19 protein-coding genes are annotated in these 20,035 nt (G+C 62.3%); 16 read left to right on the forward strand and 3 right to left on the reverse strand.

Annotated features, from left to right (window positions below):
- Positions 1-294: 294 nt before the first annotated feature.
- Genes FHS89_RS10310 through murB form a run of 5 tightly spaced genes read left to right on the forward strand, consistent with a single transcriptional unit; the run spans position 295 to position 5,177 of the window.
- The gene (locus FHS89_RS10310; RefSeq protein WP_184011325.1) at positions 295-1,476 is read left to right on the forward strand and encodes an FtsW/RodA/SpoVE family cell cycle protein; all 1,182 of its coding nucleotides are present in this window, start codon (positions 295-297) and stop codon (positions 1,474-1,476) included.
- Positions 1,473-2,570 carry an undecaprenyldiphospho-muramoylpentapeptide beta-N-acetylglucosaminyltransferase gene (gene murG / locus FHS89_RS10315; protein WP_184011327.1) on the forward strand — a complete coding sequence of 366 codons (1,098 nt, stop codon included), beginning with the start codon at positions 1,473-1,475 and terminating at the stop codon, positions 2,568-2,570. The genes FHS89_RS10310 and murG overlap by 4 nt, the downstream gene beginning before the upstream one ends.
- Positions 2,567-3,970, forward strand: a complete 1,404-nt coding sequence (gene murC, locus FHS89_RS10320) for a UDP-N-acetylmuramate--L-alanine ligase (RefSeq protein ID WP_184011329.1) — start codon at positions 2,567-2,569, stop codon at positions 3,968-3,970. The genes murG and murC overlap by 4 nt, the downstream gene beginning before the upstream one ends.
- Before the next feature lie 4 nt (positions 3,971-3,974).
- Positions 3,975-4,232, forward strand: a complete 258-nt coding sequence (locus tag FHS89_RS10325; RefSeq protein WP_184011331.1) for a DUF2484 family protein — start codon at positions 3,975-3,977, stop codon at positions 4,230-4,232.
- A gap of 9 nt (positions 4,233-4,241) precedes the next feature.
- Positions 4,242-5,177: a UDP-N-acetylmuramate dehydrogenase gene (gene murB / locus FHS89_RS10330; protein ID WP_184011333.1), complete on the forward strand. Its 936-nt coding sequence runs from the start codon at positions 4,242-4,244 to the stop codon at positions 5,175-5,177.
- 16 nt (positions 5,178-5,193) lie between these two features.
- On the opposite strand, the gene FHS89_RS10335 is transcribed toward murB, so the two are convergent.
- Positions 5,194-5,736 carry a TetR/AcrR family transcriptional regulator gene (locus FHS89_RS10335; protein ID WP_184011336.1) on the reverse strand — a complete coding sequence of 181 codons (543 nt, stop codon included), beginning with the start codon at positions 5,734-5,736 and terminating at the stop codon, positions 5,194-5,196.
- A gap of 82 nt (positions 5,737-5,818) precedes the next feature.
- Between FHS89_RS10335 and FHS89_RS10340 the strand changes: the two genes are divergently transcribed.
- The 9 genes from FHS89_RS10340 to FHS89_RS10380 all read left to right on the forward strand — a co-directional run bounded on the left by FHS89_RS10340 (position 5,819) and on the right by FHS89_RS10380 (position 15,766).
- Positions 5,819-6,190: a VOC family protein gene (locus FHS89_RS10340; RefSeq protein WP_184011338.1), complete on the forward strand. Its 372-nt coding sequence runs from the start codon at positions 5,819-5,821 to the stop codon at positions 6,188-6,190.
- A 148-nt stretch (positions 6,191-6,338) separates the two neighbouring features.
- Positions 6,339-7,268, forward strand: coding sequence for a D-alanine--D-alanine ligase (locus tag FHS89_RS10345; RefSeq protein WP_184011340.1), 930 nt, complete (start codon positions 6,339-6,341; stop codon positions 7,266-7,268).
- On the forward strand, positions 7,256-8,128 hold the full coding sequence (locus tag FHS89_RS10350) for a cell division protein FtsQ/DivIB (protein WP_184011342.1): 873 nt from the start codon (positions 7,256-7,258) through the stop codon (positions 8,126-8,128). The genes FHS89_RS10345 and FHS89_RS10350 overlap by 13 nt, the downstream gene beginning before the upstream one ends.
- A 4-nt stretch (positions 8,129-8,132) precedes the next feature.
- Positions 8,133-9,476, forward strand: a complete 1,344-nt coding sequence (gene ftsA / locus FHS89_RS10355) for a cell division protein FtsA (protein WP_184011344.1) — start codon at positions 8,133-8,135, stop codon at positions 9,474-9,476.
- Positions 9,477-9,765: 289 nt separating this feature from the next.
- Positions 9,766-11,292: a cell division protein FtsZ gene (ftsZ, locus tag FHS89_RS10360; protein ID WP_184011347.1), complete on the forward strand. Its 1,527-nt coding sequence runs from the start codon at positions 9,766-9,768 to the stop codon at positions 11,290-11,292.
- 214 nt (positions 11,293-11,506) lie between these two features.
- Entirely contained in the window at positions 11,507-12,451 is a 945-nt protein-coding gene (lpxC, locus tag FHS89_RS10365; RefSeq protein WP_184011349.1) for a UDP-3-O-acyl-N-acetylglucosamine deacetylase, read from the forward strand.
- 116 nt (positions 12,452-12,567) lie between these two features.
- Complete coding sequence (locus tag FHS89_RS10370; RefSeq protein ID WP_246413778.1) at positions 12,568-13,392, forward strand: outer membrane protein assembly factor BamD; 825 nt, start codon at positions 12,568-12,570, stop codon at positions 13,390-13,392.
- Between the two features lie 22 nt (positions 13,393-13,414).
- The gene (gene recN, locus FHS89_RS10375; RefSeq protein ID WP_184011353.1) at positions 13,415-15,085 is read left to right on the forward strand and encodes a DNA repair protein RecN; all 1,671 of its coding nucleotides are present in this window, start codon (positions 13,415-13,417) and stop codon (positions 15,083-15,085) included.
- A 132-nt stretch (positions 15,086-15,217) separates the two neighbouring features.
- Positions 15,218-15,766, forward strand: coding sequence for an outer membrane beta-barrel protein (locus FHS89_RS10380; RefSeq protein ID WP_184011354.1), 549 nt, complete (start codon positions 15,218-15,220; stop codon positions 15,764-15,766).
- On the opposite strand, the gene FHS89_RS10385 is transcribed toward FHS89_RS10380, so the two are convergent.
- Complete coding sequence (locus FHS89_RS10385; protein ID WP_246413781.1) at positions 15,767-16,216, reverse strand: SgcJ/EcaC family oxidoreductase; 450 nt, start codon at positions 16,214-16,216, stop codon at positions 15,767-15,769.
- Complete coding sequence (locus FHS89_RS10390; RefSeq protein ID WP_184011356.1) at positions 16,213-17,586, reverse strand: FAD-binding oxidoreductase; 1,374 nt, start codon at positions 17,584-17,586, stop codon at positions 16,213-16,215. The genes FHS89_RS10385 and FHS89_RS10390 overlap by 4 nt, the downstream gene beginning before the upstream one ends.
- Positions 17,587-17,655: 69 nt before the next feature.
- On the opposite strand from FHS89_RS10390, the gene FHS89_RS10395 reads away from it, so the two are divergent.
- The gene (locus FHS89_RS10395; protein ID WP_184011358.1) at positions 17,656-18,171 is read left to right on the forward strand and encodes a thioesterase family protein; all 516 of its coding nucleotides are present in this window, start codon (positions 17,656-17,658) and stop codon (positions 18,169-18,171) included.
- A 60-nt stretch (positions 18,172-18,231) separates the two neighbouring features.
- Complete coding sequence (locus tag FHS89_RS10400) at positions 18,232-19,902, forward strand: chloride channel protein (RefSeq protein WP_425502788.1); 1,671 nt, start codon at positions 18,232-18,234, stop codon at positions 19,900-19,902.
- Positions 19,903-20,035: the final 133 nt, after the last annotated feature.

Genomic DNA, 20,035 nt, shown 5'->3' on the forward strand with positions numbered 1-20,035 from the left:
CACGAATGACCTGGTACTTCAGTACCTCGCGACGCACAGCCCAGATGCTACCGACGTCAGTCGGTAGTGGTTCACTTTCTTCAAATATACCCCGCGCGGCGCGCACCCGCCCGCGTTAGCGGGCGGCCCGGCCCAACGGGAGGACGGAGCGTCAGCGACGGAACGACGGGCGGGAGGGGCCCCCTTTGCTTCGGGATCGCGGGGCTAGCGTGAAACCGGAAAGATAGCTACACTCCTCCCGATGACCGCACAAAGAGGCGGCGCGAGCAGGTATAACAAGAGGCAGGACACTCCATGACCGATATGGTGCATGGGTCCGTTCATGTGGATCCTTATGAAAATGGGGAGCCGGGATTGGCCCGGTGGTGGCGCAGCGTGGATCGCTGGACCCTGGCGCTGGTGCTGATCCTCTTTCTCATTGGCTTGTTGCTCGGGCAGGCGGCCTCCCCCCCATTGGCGGAGCGCAATGGCCTTGATCCGTTTCACTACGTTACGCGACAGGCGTTTTTCGGTGTGCTTGGCCTGACGGTCATGCTTATCATCTCCCTTATGTCGCCCTCGGCGGTGCGCCGCTGTGCGATTGTGGCCTTCATCATTGTCACCATTGCGGTGATCCTGCTTCCGGTGCTCGGCACCAACTATGGCAAAGGGGCCACGCGCTGGTATTCGCTGGGCTTCATGTCGCTACAACCATCGGAGTTCCTGAAACCGGCTTTCGTGATTTTTGCCGCATGGCTGATGTCCGCCAGTTTCACCCGAAATGGTCCGCCGGGGCGCAGTCTGTCTTTTCTTGTGCTGATGTTCCTTGTGGCCCTTTTGGCGATGCAGCCCGATATCGGGCAGGCAAGCCTTCTGTTTGCCAGCTGGGGCGTGATGGTGTTCGTCGCAGGCGCGCCTTGGGCTGTGCTGATCGGCATTGTCGGGCTCGCTTGTGGCGGGCTTTATGCTGCCTATCTTTTGTTCCCCAACCATATCGCCCCGCGCATTGACCGGTTTTTGGAAGGCGAGGTGGGTGCCAACAGCCAGCTTGAATTTGCCACTACGGCGATCCGCGAAGGCGGCCTTTTCGGCGTGGGGCTGGGCGAAGGGTCCGTCAAATGGCGGCTGCCCGACGCCCATACCGATTACATCGTCGCCGTCGCGGCAGAGGAATACGGGCTCGTGATGGTGCTCGTCCTTCTGGCGCTGTTCCTGACCATCACCCTGCGCGCAATCTGGCGGTTGCGGCTCGAAAAAGATCCCTTCATCCGCATTGCGGGCACCGGGCTTGCCATGCTGATCGCCGTGCAATCCTTCATCAATATCGGTGTCTCCGCGCGGCTATTGCCGGAAAAGGGCATGACATTGCCCTTTGTCAGCTATGGCGGCTCCTCCCTTCTGGCGGCGGGCATCACGCTGGGCATGCTGTTGGCCTTCACCAGAACGCGGCGTCAGGATGATCTGGAAGACGCGCTTTACGCAGGGCATGTGGAATGAGCGCGCCTCTTTTGGTGATCGCCGCCGGGGGCACGGGCGGGCATATGTTTCCCGCACAAGCACTGGCCGAGCAGATGCTCGCGCGCGGCTGGCGGGTGCACCTCTCCACGGATGATCGCGGCGCGCGCTATGCGGGTGGGTTCCCCGATGGGGTGGAGCGCAGGATCGTAGCCTCTGCCACTTTCGCGCGCGGAGGGGTTGGCGCGAAACTGCGCGTGCCCTTTGCCATATCGAAAGGGGTCTTGGCCGCGCGCGCGCAATTGCGCGCCGATCCGCCCGCCTGCGTTGCAGGCTTTGGCGGATATCCGACCATTCCGGCCATGGGGGCGGCAGTGCTGTTGGGCCTGCCGCGCCTGCTTCATGAACAGAACGGCGTGATGGGTAAGGTCAACCGCCTATTCGCCCGGCGCGTCGATCAGGTTGCCTGCTCCGTCTGGCCAACCGATATGCCCTCGGGGGCCAATGCCGTGCATGTGGGCAATCCGGTGCGGGATGTGATCCTTGAGCGGGCAGGGGCCCCTTATACCCTTTCACTCGATGGGGCGCTCGACCTTTTGGTGATTGGCGGATCACAGGGGGCGCAAATCCTGTCCGCCGTCGTGCCCGAGGCCATCGCGTCCTTGCCCGAGCCGCTCCGCCAACGCCTGCGCATTGCCCAACAGGCGCGTGCGGAGGATCAGGAGGCCGTCATCGCCCGATATGCCGATTTGGGCGTTTCGGCTGATATCCGCCCCTTCTTTGAGGATATTCCTCAGCGGTTGGCGGGGGCTCATCTGGTGATTTCACGCTCCGGCGCGTCCTCGGTGGCCGATATCGCCACCATCGGGCGACCGTCGATCCTTATTCCCTATGCGCTTGCCCTTGGCGATCATCAAACGGCCAATGCGCGCCCGCTCGTGACCGCCGGCGCTGCGGAGATGATCCCGCAATCCGCGTTGACGGCAGAGGGGCTTTCGGCCCATATCGCCGCAATTGTGCAATCGCCAGCGCGCGCGGCAAAGATGGCGCAAGCCGCCCTGACCGTCGCCCGCCCGGATGCCGCAACCCGCCTTGCCGATCTGGTTGAGACCATAAGCCAAAGGAGCGCCCCGTGACCCCACGCCCCACCCGCCTGCCGCAAGATATCGGACCCATCCATTTCGTCGGAATGGGAGGCATCGGCATGTCGGGGATTGCGGAGGTGATGCTCAACCATGGGTATCGGGTACAGGGTTCTGATCTGAAGGACAGCCCGATCCTTGAGCGGTTGCGCAGCCTTGGCGCGCGCACCTTCCTTGAACAACGGGCGGAGAATATCGCGGAGGCAGAGGTCGTCGTGATCTCCAGCGCGATCAAGAAGGGCAATGCCGAGCTTGACGCCGCGCGGGAGGCGGGCCTGCCCATCGTGCGCCGGGCAGAGATGCTGGCGGAGCTGATGCGCCTGAAATCCAACGTCGCCGTCGCGGGCACCCATGGGAAAACCACAACGACCTCTCTGGTCGCAGCCGTGCTCGATGGCGGCGGGGTCGATCCGACTGTGATCAATGGCGGGATCATCCATGCCTATGGCTCCAACGCGCGGATGGGGCAGGGCGAATGGATGGTCGTCGAGGCCGATGAAAGCGACGGCACCTTCCTCAAACTGCCCGCAACCATCGGGATCATCACCAATATCGACCCCGAGCATATGGACCATTACGGCGATTTCGACACGCTGCGCGCCGCGTTCGACAGTTTCGTCTCCAATATCCCGTTCTATGGCGCCGCCGTTTTGTGCATCGACCATCCCGAAGTGCAGGCGCTGGTGGGTCGTGTGACGGATAAGCGGATCATCACTTATGGGTTCAGCCTTCAGGCCGATGTCTGCGCGGTGAACCTGCGCTATGACGGCACGGTCGCCTGTTTTGACGTGATCGCGCGGGGCCGCATGGGAGAGCGGCGGCTTGAAGGGCTGCGCCTGCCCATGCCCGGCGATCACAACGTACAAAACGCGCTTGCCGCGATTGCCGTGGCGCTTGATCTGCGGATTGAGGATGAGGCGATCATCCGCGCGCTCGCAGGGTTTGGCGGCGTCAACCGCCGCTTTACGCATGTGGGGGAAGTGAACGGCGTCACGATCATCGACGATTATGGCCATCACCCGGTGGAGATTGCCGCCGTGCTGAAAGCCGCGCGCCGTGCCGCCACGGGCCGCGTGATCGCCATCCACCAGCCCCACCGCTACACCCGGGTCGAGAGCCTGTTCGAGGAATACTGCACCTGCTTTAATGAGGCGGATGTGGTCGCCATCTCTGACATCTATGCCGCCGGGGAGGCTCCGATTGACGGGATCGACCGCGACACGCTCGTCGCCGGGATCAAAAAACACGGCCACCGGGACGCCCGCGCGCTTCCGGGGCAAGAGGCGATCCCCGCGTTGGTGCGCGACGTGACCGCGCCCGGCGATATCGTCGTATTCCTTGGCGCGGGCACGATCACCCAATGGGCGCACGCGCTGCCGCGCAGCCTCGCCTGAGGATATGACGGCCATCCTCGTTTTCGCCGTCTGGGCGCTGATTGGCCAGATGATCGCGATTGCCAACAGCCGCTATCATTGGCAGGCGTTCTATGTCCTGAGTGCCACGCTGATCCCGATCCTGTGGCTGCTCTATCAGGCCCACAACTGGCCCGCCGTCGCCATCGCGCTGATCGCCGCTGCGAGCGTCTTTCGCTGGCCGCTGTGGTTTGCGGTGAGGTGGCTGGGGCGGCAGCTTGGCCTTTGGCAACGAAAGGAATAGGTGTAGCGGATGACCGATCTCCTCTCTCTCCTCCCCCCCGTGCGCGGCACGCTGACACCCGGGTTTGACCTGTCCCGTCTGTCGTGGCTGCGTGTCGGTGGGCCAGCGGAGGTGTTGTTTCAGCCTGCTGATGCGGATGACCTCGCGGCGTTTCTGGCGGGCTGTCCGGCGGAAATCCCTGTGTTTCCCATCGGGGTCTGTTCCAACATGATCATCCGTTCCGGCGGGATTGCGGGGGTCGTGGTGCGGCTTGGTCGTGGATTTAACGGGATCGAGGTCAAGGGCGATCAGGTGATTGCGGGCGCGGCAGCACTCGATGCCTATGTGGCGCGCAAGGCCGCTGCGGCAGGCGTTGACCTTACCTTTCTGCGCACCATCCCCGGCGCCATCGGCGGGGCGGTCAGGATGAACGCGGGCTGTTATGGCAGCTACATGGCCGATGTGGTCGAAGCGGTGCATGGTGTCACACGGGACGGCGCGGCGCTGACCCTGACGGGGGCGGAATGCGGCTTTGCCTATCGGTCGAGCCGGTTGCCCGATGGCTTCATCATCACCCATACAAGTTTGCGTGGCCCAATGGGCGCACCGGAGGCGCTGGAGGCCCGCATGGCCGATCAACTCGCCAAGCGGGACGCGACCCAACCAATCAAAGACCGCTCCTGCGGCTCCACCTTCCGCAATCCGGCGGGGTATAGCTCCACCGGGCAGGCGGACGATCGCCATGACCTGAAAGCGTGGAAGGTGATCGACGATGCGGGCTGCCGGGGGCTGACACGGGGCGGCGCGCAAATGTCCCCGAAACACCCCAATTTTCTGGTCAATACCGGGGAGGCCACGCCCGAAGACCTTGAAGGATTGGGGGAGGACGTCCGCGCGCGGGTCCGGGCGCATTCCGGCATTGACCTGACATGGGAAATACTGAGGGTCGGCGTGCCAAAACCGTGACAAGGGATATCGGCATTCAAGGTTTGAGCATCAGATGTGTGATTTGAACAATCTGAGCTTTGGTGAAAAGACTCTGCTCTGGGAAAGGCATCATTAAGCGCCCAATAGCCGCCCAATAGAGGAGCCGCGCCCGCGTTGTCGCCAAATCGCTTGGTAGGCCGCATTTGATGAGCAACTCTTCGGTAACGTTTATCCGGTTGGCATCCACCTTCTCAACTTCGATAGCCACCTTTGGGTGTTGCGTTGCCCATGAACGTACTGCGCGTTCCAATGCCTCACCGGATTGGAAGGTCACTTGCAAAAGGTGTTCTAAGGCTTCGCGCGGATCGGGTGTTGTTTGAGCCGTCGCGATGACCGGTCCGCTTGAGCGCTTGGACCAATGTGCAATGACAGCCGAGTGAAAGACCTCCAGACTTTCAAAATGATGGTAAAAGCTGCCGCGCGTCACGTTCAGCTTTTTCGATAGAGGAAGCGCCTTAAGCGCGCCTGCGCCATGCCCTTTCAGCTCCTCCAAGGCGAGGTTGAGCCAATCATCTGTGTGTAACGGTTTTTCTTGCATTTAGAAAACATACACATATGTATGGCATTCGCAAGCATACATAGGTGTATGGCGATGAAGCTCAGACTGGGAGGACGACTGCATGAAGCGCGCATTTACCAACATTCTAACCGATGATGTGGACGGAACCGCGTCTTTCTATGAAAGCCTTCTTGGTCTGAGACGGTCTGGTGACTTTGGGTGGTTTGTGCTTCTTGCCCATCCAGACATGCCCGCGTTCGAGCTAGGCGTGTTGGACAATTCTCATGAAACGATCCCGTCAGGGCACGATGCGTTACCCGGCGGGACCATGCTTACATTTGTTGTGGATGCGGTTGAGGCAATCCACAAAACGGCCTCCGAATTGGGTGTTGAGATTGTTCAAGCACCAACGGATTTATCCTATGGTCAACGACGTGTTTTGTTGCGTGATCCTAACGGTACATTGGTTGATGTCAGCGCGCCGATCCGCTGAGCGGCGCAGGCTCAGGTGAACTTGACGGAGTATGGCAAGAAAGGGGCTGTTCCGGCGGGCGGGATGGCGCTACACTCACCACCAATTCGACCTGAAAACAGGCGAAGCACGAGACCCCGAAAATGGGGCGTAGATTTGAGGCGGGCCCATGTCGAGCAGGACTGGTCCCCGTATCGCGGTCATCATGGGTGGCCTTTCCGCTGAGCGGGAGGTGTCTCTTGTGTCAGGCAGAGATGTCGCAGCCGCGCTGCGGGAAGAGGGATTCGAGGTATTCGAGGTCGATGCTGGCCCCGATCTGTGCTCCGTTCTGACGGATCTCACGCCCGATGCCGTGTTCAATGCGCTGCATGGGCGCTGGGGCGAGGATGGCTGCGTTCAGGGCCTTTTGGAATGGATGGGCATTCCCTACACCCATTCGGGCGTGCGTGCCTCCGCTCAGGCGATGGACAAACGGGCCAGCAAGGCGATTTTCCGCGCCAATGGCCTGCCTGTGGTCCGCGATGTGCCCGTGACCAAGGCGGAAGCGATGGCGCGCCATCCGATGGAGCCGCCCTATGTCCTGAAGCCCGTGACGGAAGGATCGTCGGTCGGTGTGTATATCGTGCCGGAGGGTGCCAATGGCACTGCGCAGATCGCTCCGAGTACCCCGGATAAGCTGATGGCCGAAGCCTTCATCCCCGGTCGCGAATTGACGGTGACGGTGCTGGATACCAGCGGCCAGCCGGTTGCCTTGGGCGTGACCGATATCGTGGTGAATGCGGGCTGGTATGATTTTGACGCCAAATATGTTGCGGGCGGCTCGACCCATATCCTGCCTGCCGACCTACCGGAGGACATCACCCGCCTTTGCTTGTCCCATGCGGTCGCAGCGCATAAGGCGCTGGGCTGTCGTGGCATGAGCCGCACCGATTTTCGCTGGGACGAAGCGCGCGGGACAGAGGGCTTGAACCTTCTTGAGACAAACACCCAACCCGGCATGACCCCGACGAGCCTTTCGCCGGAGCAAGCCGCCCATGTCGGGATCAGCTATGGTGCGTTGTGCCGAATGCTGGTGGAGGATGCCACATGCAACCGGTAAAGCCGCGCCGCGATCCCGCGCCCTCGCGCCTTGCCTATCGCATCTCCCGCTTGTGGATGCGCCGGGGCGTGCGGCGGGCCGTGACCGTTTGGCTGCCCGCGACTGTCGCGGTTTGTGCGGTGGCAGGCGTGGCGCTATACCCTTCCCATCGCGCGTTGATCGCGCAGACCTATACCGAGCTGCGGCAGGATGTGATCACCCATCCCCGCTTCATGGTGGACGACGTCACCGTCGCCGGGACCGCGGCGGATGTGGAGGCGCTGATCCGGGAAAAGATCGCGCCGGTGCTGCCGGCCTCTGCGTTGACGCTGGACCTTGCCGCGCTGCGCCTTCGGATCGAAGAAGTCCCGGCCGTGCGTAATGCCGCGCTGTCGATCAATGAGACCAACACCCTGACGATTGATATCCAGCAGCGCCGCCCGGCCGCCGTGTGGCGCCATGCGGGTGGGTTGGACCTGATTGACCGGCATGGCGTGGTCCTTGGCCCGCTGGACGCGCGCGCCGCGCGACCCGATTTGCCGCTTGTGATCGGGCAGGGTGCGGCGCCCAAGGTGAGCGAAGCACAAATCATTCTGGACGCGATCCGCCCAATCCTTGGCGACGTGCGGGGGATCGTCCGCATGGGCGAGCGGCGGTGGGACATCGTGCTCGCCGGAAATCGCCGCATCCTTTTGCCCGAGAGCCGCCCGGAACAGGCCGCGTTGCGTCTGATGGCGCTGAACCGCTCCACCGACCTTTTGCAGCGGGACATCGCGCTGGTCGATCTGCGCGACGAGGCCCGCGCGATTGTGCGTCTTGGCCCTGACGCTGTGCCGCAAATGCGCCGCTTGCGGGCCATGACCCAAGAGGAGGATGCCTGAGCCCATGACCCGGATTGCCCTCTACAAATCCCAACGCGCGATGCGTGAACGCCGCGAAGCCGCCCTGCGGCGCGGCAATGTTGCCATCGTGGATGTTGGATCGAGCAAGATGACCTGTCTCGTGCTGGAGGTGGACGCGGCCAAACTGCGCGCGCCCCGTGCCGACGGGGTAGGGCGGCTTGACGGTCACGCGGCCTTGCGGGTTATTGGCGCGTCCACCACCCAATCGCGCGGCATCGACCTTGGCGAAGTGGTGTCGATGGAAGAGGTCGAGCGCGGTCTGCGGACCGTTGTGTCCGCCGCCCAGAAAATGGCCGAAACCCGTGTCGATCATGTCATCGCCTGTTTTTCCGGTGGGCGGCCCCGGTCCTATGGCCTGTTGGGGGAGGCGGAGGTCGAGCATGGCGAAGTGTCGGCCTCAGACATTGGCGCGGCCCTCGGCAGTTGCGATGTGCCCGATTATGGCGAGGGGCGCGAAGTGCTCCATGCTTTGCCCGTGAACTTCACACTCGATAGCCGCACCGGCCTATCCGATCCGCGCGGGCTAACGGGCGCGAAACTGACCGTGGACATGCACATGATGACGGTCGCGCGTGCACCCGTGCAAAACCTTCTGCAATGTATGCGTCGCTGCGATCTGGAACTGTCAGGGCTGGCCCATTCTGCCTACGCGGCGGGCCTGTCGAGCCTGACGGAAGAGGAATTGGACCTAGGCGCTGCCTGTATCGACATTGGCGGCGGGACGACCGGGATTTCAGTCTTTATCCGCAAGCAGTTGATCTATGCTGACAGCGTGCGGATGGGCGGGGCGCATGTCACACGCGATATTAGTCAGGGATTTGGCGTGTCGGCAGGTTTGGCCGAACGGCTCAAAACCGTGCATGGCGGGCTGGTGGCCACATCCATGGATGACCTTGAAATGCTATCCCTAGTCGCGAGCGATCCGCATACCGATCCCAGCCGCAACCGGATCAGCCGGACGGAGCTTATCGGCATCATGCGTCCACGGGTTGAGGAAATCCTTGAGGCCGTGCGCGAACGGCTGGACGCGGCGAGCTTCTCCGATCTGCCGGGGCGGCGCATCGTGCTGACGGGCGGGTCGAGCCAGATCCCTGGGCTGGAGGATATCGCGCAGCATATCCTTGGCCGCCGGGTCCGCATCGGTCGCCCGCTCTATATCCCGGGTCTTCCACAGGCAAAAACCGCCCCGCAATTCGCGGCGGCGGTCGGTCTTGCGCTGCATCTCGTGAAACCGCAGGACGAATGCTGGGATTTCGAGATGCCCGACGATCGTATCGGAGGACAACGGATCAGGCGCGCCTTGCGGTGGTTTAAGGAAAGTTGGTGACAGCCCCCCGAAATGGGCGATTTTCTGCTTATGGTTGTGTGTGCTCGATTTCAATTTTTGCCGAAAAATCAGATTCTAGGCGCGGTTTGTTGAGACGGAATACCACTTCGAATTAAGGCTGACTGAAGCCAAAATCGCCACCAAATACTTACGCCACCGCGCGCAAATCTTTGAATCATTGCGGTTTTTTCGTGACGGCGAGTCCCCGTTGCGCTACCTTACGAATCAGAAGGATGGCGGCAGATCATCCTCATAATTTGAGCAGTCACATATACAGGCGGGATCTCCCATGAGCTTGAATCTCCGTATGCCGGAGCAGTCGGACCTGAAGCCGCGTATCATCGTTTTCGGTGTGGGCGGGGCCGGCGGCAACGCAGTTAACAACATGATCGAAAAAGACCTGCAGGGTGCGGAGTTCGTTGTCGCGAATACCGACGCGCAGGCGCTGATCCAATCCACCGCCGGGCGGAAAATCCAGCTTGGCGAAAAGGTGACCGAAGGGCTTGGCGCCGGGGCAAAGCCCGAAATTGGCCGCGCCTCCGCCGAGGAAAGCATCGAAGAGGTGATCGACCATCTCGCAGGCTCCCACATGGTGTTCATCACCGGGGGCATGGGCGGCGGCACCGGCACGGGTGCTGCACCAATCGTCGCGCAGGCCGCGCGGGAGATGGGCATCCTGACCGTCGGTGTTGTGACCAAGCCATTCCAGTTTGAAGGTGCAAAGCGGATGCGCCTTGCCGAAGAGGGCATCGCGGAGCTGCAAAAGCATGTCGATACGCTGATCATCATTCCTAACCAAAACCTGTTCCGCCTCGCCAATGAGAAAACGACCTTCACCGAGGCGTTCTCCATGGCTGACGATGTGCTCTATCAGGGTGTGAAGGGCGTGACCGATCTGATGGTTCGTCCGGGTGTGATCAACCTTGATTTCGCGGATGTCCGCTCTGTCATGGACGAGATGGGCAAGGCGATGATGGGCACGGGTGAGGCAACCGGTGAAAACCGCGCTGTTGAGGCGGCGGAGAAAGCCATCGCCAACCCGCTCCTTGATGAGATCAGCCTCAAGGGCGCGAAGGGCGTTTTGATTAACGTCACTGGCGGCCATGACCTGACGCTGTTTGAGCTGGATGAAGCCGCGAACCGCATCCGCTCCGAAGTGGACCCGGAGGCGAATATCATCGTCGGCTCCACGCTTGATCCTGATTTGCAGGATGTGATGCGGGTGTCGGTGGTGGCCACGGGCATCGACGTGGAGGCCAACGCACGTCCTGTTCCGGCAGTGCGCCGGTCCGAGGCGCCGGCACGGGCCAGCATGTCCGCGCCCGCCCCGGTTGAGGCAGAGCCTGCACCCGCCCCGCAGCAGCCCAACGTGTTTGTGGAGCGCCGCGTCGCGGACATGCCACCGCAGCACCATGTCGAAGAGCCGGGCCTGTTCGCGCAGCCCGCGCCGCAGCCGCAGCCAGAACCGGCTCCACGCCAGCCCGAAACGTTTATCGCGCCGCAGGCCGCCGTCCCCGGTGAGCCGACGCCCGAAACGCTGGCCCGGCTTGAGGCCGCTGTGCGCAAGGAGCCGAAAGCCCCGGTCGCAGTCCAGCGCCCCGAGCCGGTCGAGGAGCCGCGTCAGGCCGTGACTGAGGAGCGTCATCGCCGCTCCGCTATCGGGTCGCTCGTCAGCCGCATGACCGGCACGGCAGAACGGGAGGAGCCCGCGCGCGCCAACCCCGCCCTGACCCCGCGCGTTCAGGAAGACAGCCTCGACGAAGAAGAGCGCCGCCGGATGGAAATCCCCGCGTTCCTGCGGCGTCAGGCCAACTGACCCCCTGAAAACTGACCTGGCGTCACTTGGGCCGCCCCCTTATCGGGGCGGCTTTTTGCATTTAAGATCAAATGTTTAGGGATTGTTGCAAACCGACACATTCCTTGATTTGAACCTTAGGGTTTAAACCGCATATCTTGATCACATCGGACAGGGCGATATGCGTCCATCCGGTCCGGGAGAGGCAAAATGCCCACCGGCAGGACAGGAAAGAATGAGGCCGCAGGTGCAGACACATCTTCAAACGACGATCCGCCGTCCGATCACGCTGACAGGTATTGGCCTGCATCGTGGCCGCACTGCGCGTATGACGTTGCTGCCTGCTGCCGCGGAAACGGGCATCTGGTTCAAGCGGGTGGATGTGGTGGGCGCTGATCCGCTGATCCCCGCCGCCTATGACCATGTGACCGATACCCAGCTTTGCACGTTGTTGTCGAACCGCGATGGCGTGACGATTTCCACCGTTGAGCATATTATGGCGGCTCTTGCCGGGCTTGGCCTGAGCAACGTGATGATTGAGGTCGATGGCCCCGAAGTGCCGATCATGGATGGCTCAAGCAAGGTATTCGTCGATGCGATCATCGACGCGGGCATGACCGTTCAGACCGCGCCGCGCCGGATCATCCGTATTCTGGACCGGGTCGAAGTGCAGGTCGGCGGGGCGTCGGCGGCGTTGTCGCCCGCATCCGCGTTCGAAGTGGCGTTCGAGATTGATTTCCCCGATGCCGCGATTGGCTATCAGGCGCGCAGCATGAAGGTCGCCAATGGTGCCTTTGTCGAGCATTTGGCCAATTGCCGGACCTTTGGCCGGGCCTATGAGGTCGATGCCATGCGCGCGCGCGGATTGGCGCTTGGCGGGTCTCTCGACAATGCAATCGTGGTTGATGGCGCGCGGGTGCTGAACGTGGATGGCTTCCGCCACCCGGACGAATGCGTGCGGCACAAGATGCTGGATGCGGTGGGCGACCTTGCCTTGGCGGGCGCGCCGATTCTGGGCCGCTATGACGGTGTCCGCTCGGGTCATGGTGTGACCAATCAATTGCTGCGCACCCTCTTTGATCGCCCCGATGCGTGGCGCATGGAAGAATGCGGGCCGATGGATGTCTACGGCCTGCCGGGGCTTGTCCCGCAGCGGGATGAGCTGCGCCGGATCGCCTGAAACAAGCCTGCGTGAGAGGCGGCGCGGGGTGTTCCCATCCATGCGCGTTCCATGCTAAACCTCGCCAAACAGGGTGCGGAGGAAACCGGCCCAGATCAATGGCTATCGGGGGTTCCATGCGCGCGATCACAGGGTTTGTTGGTGTCTTGGCAATCATGTTGCTCGCAGCCTGTGAGCAGCCGGATGAGCAGGCCATTCTTGAAGCAACCCCACCGCAGGATATCTTTGCACAGGCCGAGGGCGAACTGAACGAGGGTCGCAATTTCAACGCGGGCGAGCTGTTTGGGGAGGTGGAGCGGCTCTATCCCTATTCCGAATGGGCGCGCCGGGCGATCATCATGTCCTCCTTCGCCTATTATCAGGCCGCCGAGTTTGAGCGCAGCCAGGCCGCCGCGCGCCGGTTCCTCGAATTCTACCCCAATGACGAGGACGCGCCCTATGCGCAGTACCTCATCGCCTTGGCCTATTACGATCAGATCACCGATGTGGGCCGCGATCAGCAGGCGACGCTCAACGCGCTACAGGCCTTGCGCGAGGTGATCGAACGCTTCCCCGGTTCGGCCTATGCGCGCGATTCCGAGTTGAAATTCGATCTGGCGATGGACCACCTCGCCGGGAAGGAGATGGAGATCGGCCGTTACTACCTCAAGCGGGGGCAATACATGGCCGCGATCAACCGGTTCCAGACCGTGATCGACGATTTCCAGACCACGACCCATGTGGAGGAGGCGCTGCACCGCATGGTCGAAGCCTATCTCGCGCTTGGCCTTGATGAGGAAGCGGGCAAGGCAGCGGCCCTATTGGGCTATAACTCCCCCGGCTCGGACTGGTATGAAAACACCTACACCCTGATGCAGACACAGGGCACGAGCAACGGGACAGAGGACCGCTCGTTCTTCCGATCCATCTGGTCCCAGGTGATCCGCGGCCGCTGGCTGTGACGCATTAGGAGATCGCGCCGCGATGCTGCGTGTCTTGTCCATCCGCAATGTTGTGCTCATTGATGCGCTCGATCTGGAGTTTCAGCCGGGCCTCAATGTGCTGACCGGTGAGACCGGGGCGGGCAAATCCATCCTGCTGGACGCGCTCGGCTTTGCGCTTGGCAACCGGACGCGCGGTGACATCGTGCGCAGCGGGGCCGATCAGGGCAGTGTCACGGCGGAATTCGATCTGCCGCCCGATCACCCGGCGCACAGCGTGCTTGCCGAACTGGACCTGCCGGATGAGCCGGGGGAGCCGTTGATCCTGCGCCGCGTGGCGACCGCCGATGGGCGCAGAAGTGGTTACATCAATGACCGCCGGGCCTCGGCAGAGGCATTGCGGCAGGTGGCCGACACGCTCGTGGAAATTCACGGCCAGCAGGATGATCGCGGGCTGCTCGATCCGAAAGTGCATCGTAGCCTACTGGATGCCTATGCCGGGCATCCGGACCTCACACAATCGGTGCAGGCAGCATGGGCTGCGATGAGCAAGGCGCGGTCGGCCCTGTCGGAGGCGCGCGCCGCCCGCGAAGAAGCCGCGCGGGACGAGGATTTCCTCCGTCACGCGGTGGCGGAGCTTGACGCCTTCGCCCCGGAACCGGGGGAGGATGCCGCCCTTGATACCGCGCGCCGCCGGATGCAGGGCGCGGAAAAGCTGCGCACGGTTGTGGAGCGCGCCGCACAGGCCATCAGCGGGGCGGACGGGGCAGAACCGCTCCTTGGCAATGCCCTGCGCTGGATCGAGGATGTGGCCGCACAGAGCGACCCGGAGCTGGCCAAACCGCTCACCGACGCGGCAGAGGCGCTCAACCGCAGCTTCGCGGAATTGGCGGAGGCCGACGCTGGCGTGCAGGCCGCACTTGGCCTGCTGGAGTATGATCCGCTTGAACTGGAACGGTGCGAGGAGCGGCTGTTCGCGCTCCGCGCCTTGGCGCGCAAACACTCCGTCACACCGGATGCGCTGCCGGATTTGGCGCGCGATCTGTCGGGCCGATTGGCGCGGTATGAGCAGGGGGAAGATCAGATCGCTACGCTGGAGGCTGATCTGGCGCAGGTGCAGGCGCGCTATACCTCTGCCGCAGAGGCGCTGTCTGCGGCCCGGCAAGAGGCCGCGACACGGCTTGACGCTGCGATGGCCGCCGAACTTGGGCCGCTGAAAATGGAACGCGCGGTGTTCGTCACGGATATATCCCCCGCCGATCACGGCCCCAGCGGCACGGATGCGGTCACTTTCACCGTGTCCACCAATCCCGGCGCGCCCTCTGGCCCGATCAACCGGATTGCGTCGGGCGGGGAATTGTCCCGCTTCCTTCTGGCGCTGAAAGTGTGCCTGACCACGCGGGCCGCGGGCCTGACCATGATCTTTGATGAGATTGACCGCGGTGTCGGTGGGGCCACGGCGGATGCGGTGGGCCGCCGCCTGCGCGCCCTCGCGGGCCAAGGGCAGGTCATCGTCGTCACCCACAGCCCGCAGGTCGCAGCCCTTGGCCAGCATCATTGGCAGATCGCGAAATCGTCGGATGGGGAGACGACGCTCACGGACGTGCGGCCACTCGATCCGCTCTCCCGCGTCGATGAAATCGCGCGTATGTTGTCCGGCGATACTTTGACGGATGAAGCAAGGGCGGCTGCCCGATCATTGATCGACAGGTAATATATAATTATACGCATGTATTTTTGTCAATGCGTGAATTCTGCGTGAATTTTATGTTCAAGCCGGTGATTGTATTGATGGCTTCGTGCGATACAAATATAGGCAAGGTGCTGATTCATATTGGAGTTTAAAATGAACGCTGCACCATTTATTATTTCCTCTGCTCTTGTGATCGCCACCACATCCGCTGCCATGGCGTGTGAAGGGTGTGCGGCCCCTCAAGCGGGATTCACCATCGGGGGCACGGCGTCCACCACTACGATCGACCCGCAAACAACCACGGATTTTGACGCGACCGGCTTTGGCGTGCTGGCGCGCTACACCCATCCGCTTTCCGCCCGGATTGGCGTTTACGGTCAGCTTGACTACCAATTCCTTGATGGGAAATCACCGACTGGCAACACCGAAACCAAGAATGGCCAATCGGTCGCGGTTGGTCTGCATCTCCAAGCTGCTGATCAGGTAAGCCTGCGCGCCTCTGCTGGGCGGGCCTTTGTTAATTCAAAGCATGTGACCTTGGGCGATGTGGAGGCCAATGGAACGGTGATCGGCCTTGGCCTTGGGTATCACTGGGATCAAAGCTCTGCGATTGTTGGCGAATACCGGACCTTTAATCTGGACGATCGGTTCGGGAATGCTGATGCCACGTCGTTTGCCATCGGGTACGAATACCGCTTCTGATCAGCGCGGCGGGCGGTAATCCACCGCCCGCATGTCACCCCTGGTGACGAGATGCGTTTCCTTGCCGGGCGCGATATCGGTGTTTTGCGCGGTCACGATCAGCCAGCCCCCCGGCTGACGGTGCAGGACGAAGGTGAACAGGTTCTGCCGATCCCCTGCCGTGCTGCCATCCGGCGCGATTTGCCCGCTCAGATGCATCCGGGATTGCACCACCGCCACATCGCCAAGATCGCGGATATTGACCCGCCCGACACGTAGCGTGCTGTCGCGGAAAAAGGTGGTCAGCCCGTAATGATGCGCCTTTTCAATCGCTTGCCGGTCATGCCACCACAAACCGGTGACATTCACAAAATCTGCATCTTCTGCGAAAAGGGCCGCGAGTGCGGCGGCGTCGCGCGCCATCCATGCCGCGACAAACAGGTGGGGTGCATCGCCGGGCGTGGGGATCAATTCAGGTCCACCACTTTGCCGGGATTAAGGATGTTTTGCGGATCAAGCGCGCGTTTGATGGCCCCCATCACGGCCCAGCCATCGCCATGCTCCTCCGCCATGTAGCGTTTCTTGCCCAGACCCACGCCGTGCTCCCCGGTGACTGTGCCGCCCATGTCCAGCGCACGTTGGTTCATGCGGTGGGCGAGGTCTTTTGCGATTTTCAGCTCCTCCGCATCTCCGGGGGCGATCAGCAGGGCGGCGTGGTAATTCCCGTCTCCCACATGGCCCAGAATCGGCCCCTCAATGGGGGAGGCCGCGATATCGGCTCGCGTCGCCTCCACCGCTTCAGCAAGGCGGGAGATCGGCACGCACACATCGGTTGTGACCGCCTGACAGCCGGGGCGCAGCCCCTTGACCGCATAATATCCGTTGTGCCGCACATGCCAGAGCCGGTTGCGATCTTCGGCCCGCGTGGCCCATTCAAAGGCGCTGCCGCCCATATCTGACATGACTTCGCCGACGCGTTCCGCCTGTTCGGCCACGCCCGCCTCCGTGCCATGAAACTCCATGAAAAGGTGGGGTTTTTCGGGCATATCCGTCTTGGCATAGGCGTTGAAACCGCGAATGCAGTCGGCATCGACAAATTCGATCCGGGCCATGGGAATGCCCATCTGGATCGTCAGTTGCACGGCCTCGACCGCGGCGGAGACGCTGTCAAACGTGCAGGTTGCCGCCGATATCGCCTCAGGCTGGCCCTGCAGGCGCACGGTCAGTTCGGTGATGATACCCAGCGTCCCCTCAGACCCGATCATCAGCTTGCACAGGTCGTATCCTGCGGAGGATTTGCGCGCACGGCTGCCCACGCGGATCGCGCGCCCATCGGCCAGAACGACCTCCATCGCCATGACGTTTTCGCGCATCGTGCCATAGCGTACGGCTGTGGTGCCGGACGCGCGGGTCGCCGCCATCCCGCCAAGCGTCGCATTGGCCCCCGGATCGACGGGGAAAAACAGGCCCGTCGCGCGCAGATCCTCGTTCAGCGCCTCCCGCGTGACACCCGGCTGTACGATCGCATCCATATCCGCGGCATGAACGGCGAGCACCTTATCCATCCGGCTCATATCAAGGGAGATGCCCCCCGATGTGGCCAGCGCGTGCCCCTCCAGCGAGGTGCCGACACCCCATGGCACGATGGGGCAGGCATGGGCTGCGCAAATCCGCACGACCTCCTGCACATCGGCGGTGCTTTCGGGGAACACCACGGCATCGGGCAGGGTCACCGCGAAATAGCTCTCATTCTGCCCATGGTGGTCGCGCACGGCGTCAGAGGTGCTGACCTTTTCGCCGAGCGTCTTGCGCAATGCGTCGATGGCGGTTTCAATCGTCATCCAATCCTCCCCGTTTTGGTCGGAGTGTACGGCGCGTTCGTTAAGAGTAAAGAAAAAAGGACAGCAGATATGACCAAAGAGCCGATTGGCGGCCATGATGGCCCCTATGCCGCGCCCCTCGAAACCGCGCCTCAGACGGTGTCCTCCGATTGGATCGACTATAACGGGCATATGAACGTGGCCTATTACACAATGGCGATTGATCAGGCGATTGACCGGCTGTTGGAAGATCACCTTGGCATCGGGGAGGCCTATGCTGCTGCCGCGCGCGAAGGACCATATGCGCTGCAATCTCATATCCATTACCTCGGGGAGATGCTGGAGGGGCAGACATTCCATTGCCGCCTGCGCCTGCTGGATCATGATGCAAAGCGGATGCATATCTTTGTCGAGTTCATCAATGGGCAGGGGGGCGTCGCGGCGACCTGTGAACAGCTTTTGATGAATGTCGATCTGGAGGCCCGGCGGTCCACACCCTATGCCGCCTCCGTGCTCAAACGGCTTGACCGGATGAAGGCAGATCACGCGCATTTGACGCCCGCGGCCCAGATTGGTCAGCCGATTGGGATAAGACGCAAAAGCTGACCCTTCCCAAGCTGTCACACGAGTGTTACGCAAGGGTAACGGGGCGACGGGACGAAACCGGTGCGCGACACCTTGAAGCAAAACTACGCCGAATTGCGCAGCTTATGCGTCGCTGGCGTGCGCAAGGTGCGCGAGGACGGCCCGAACAAGCTCCTTTTCTGGATCATCGCCCTTTTGATCGGGGTTGCGGCTGGTATTGCCGCGATCCTGTTTCGCGACGGGATCGCCCTGTTGCAAGAAACCTTCTATGGTGCGACGGATCGGGAACTGCATTCGCTGCTGGCGACCTTGCCATGGTATTGGGTGGTGGGCATTCCGATCATCGGCGGGCTGACCGTCGGCTTTATCCTGCATTTCTTTACACCTGATGGGCGCGCGCGCTCTGTCGCGCATGTGATCGAGGGGGCGGCCATCGGCAATGGCCGGGTGGAGCGCAAGGCCGGATGGGCCTCCGCCCTTGCGTCGATGATCACCCTGTCGACCGGCGGGTCCAGCGGGCGCGAGGGGCCGGTGGTGCATCTTGCAGCGCTGATGTCGTCTTATGTGTCGGACTGGATGCGCGCCAATGCCATCACGGCGCGCGATCTGATGGGATGTGCGGTCGCAGCCGCGGTCTCTGCCAGTTTCAACGCGCCGATTGCGGGGGCACTGTTCGCGCTGGAGGTCGTGCTGCGTCATTTCGCGATCCATGCCTTTGCGCCGATTGTCGTGGCCTCCGTCATGGGCACGGTGGTGTCGCGGCTCTGGAGCGGGGAGGCCACGGAATTTATCCTGCCCGCGCATACGCTTGCGTTCTATATCGAAATCCCGGCCTTCATGATCCTTGGTCTTGTCTGTGGGTTGGCGGCGGTCGTGATGATGAAAGCGATCTTTTGGGCGGAGGATGCGGGCGACGCGGTGCAAACGCGGCTCAGGATGCCCAATTGGCTGCGCCCGGCCCTTGCCGGTGCGATCCTTGGGGCCATCGCGCTTGCCTTTCCGCATATCATCGGCGTGGGCTATGAGACGACCAACCGCGCGCTGACCGGCGGCTTTTTGATGTGGGAAGCGGTGGTTTTTGCCATCATCAAGATATTCGCCGTGGCGATCACCTTTGGCGGGCGCATGGGGGGTGGGGTATTTTCGCCATCGCTGATGCTGGGGGCGCTGACGGGGCTGGCGTTTGGCCTTGTTGCGACCAATATTTTTCCCGAAGTGTCCGGCTCGGAGGCGCTTTATGCGCTGGCGGGCATGGGGGCGGTGGCAGCGGCGGTGCTGGGTGCGCCGATCTCCACCACCTTGATCGTGTTCGAATTGACCGGGGATTGGCAGGCCGGGATCGCGGTGATGGTGAGCGTGTCGCTGGCGACGGCCCTGTCGGCCCGGCTGGTTGATCGCAGCTTTTTCCTCACACAGATCGAGCGGCGCGGCGTGCATGTGGCCGCAGGCCCGCAGGAATACCTCTTGTGTACGATGCGCGCGATGGACCTGATGCGCCATCGCGGGGCGGAGAATGGGGCCTCAGATACACAATGCTGGGACATGGTGGAGCAAGGCGCGTTCCTGACCCGCAATGCCACGCTGGAGACGGCGATGCCGCTCTTTGACCGATTTGGCGCGAATTCCATTCCCGTGGTGGAGGAGAATGGGGATGGGGAGGCGCCGACCCTGATCGGGGCCTTGTTCCATGTTGATGCGCTCAAAGCCTATAACCGGGCGCTGGCAGAAACCGCCCGCGAGGAGCATTCGTAAGGGGCGCTCCCGCACGTCGCCGCCTTATGGGCATAAGGCGTCTCCCTTTGGGCCGGGCCGCCGCGTGTGCCACGCGGCGGTGCGCGCCGCGCGGGGATATTTTAAGAAAGTGAATTGGGGTGAGGTCGCAAGA

It is taken from the genome of Rubricella aquisinus, assembly GCF_014199445.1.
GTDB classification, from domain to species: Bacteria; Pseudomonadota; Alphaproteobacteria; order Rhodobacterales; family Rhodobacteraceae; genus Rubricella; species Rubricella aquisinus.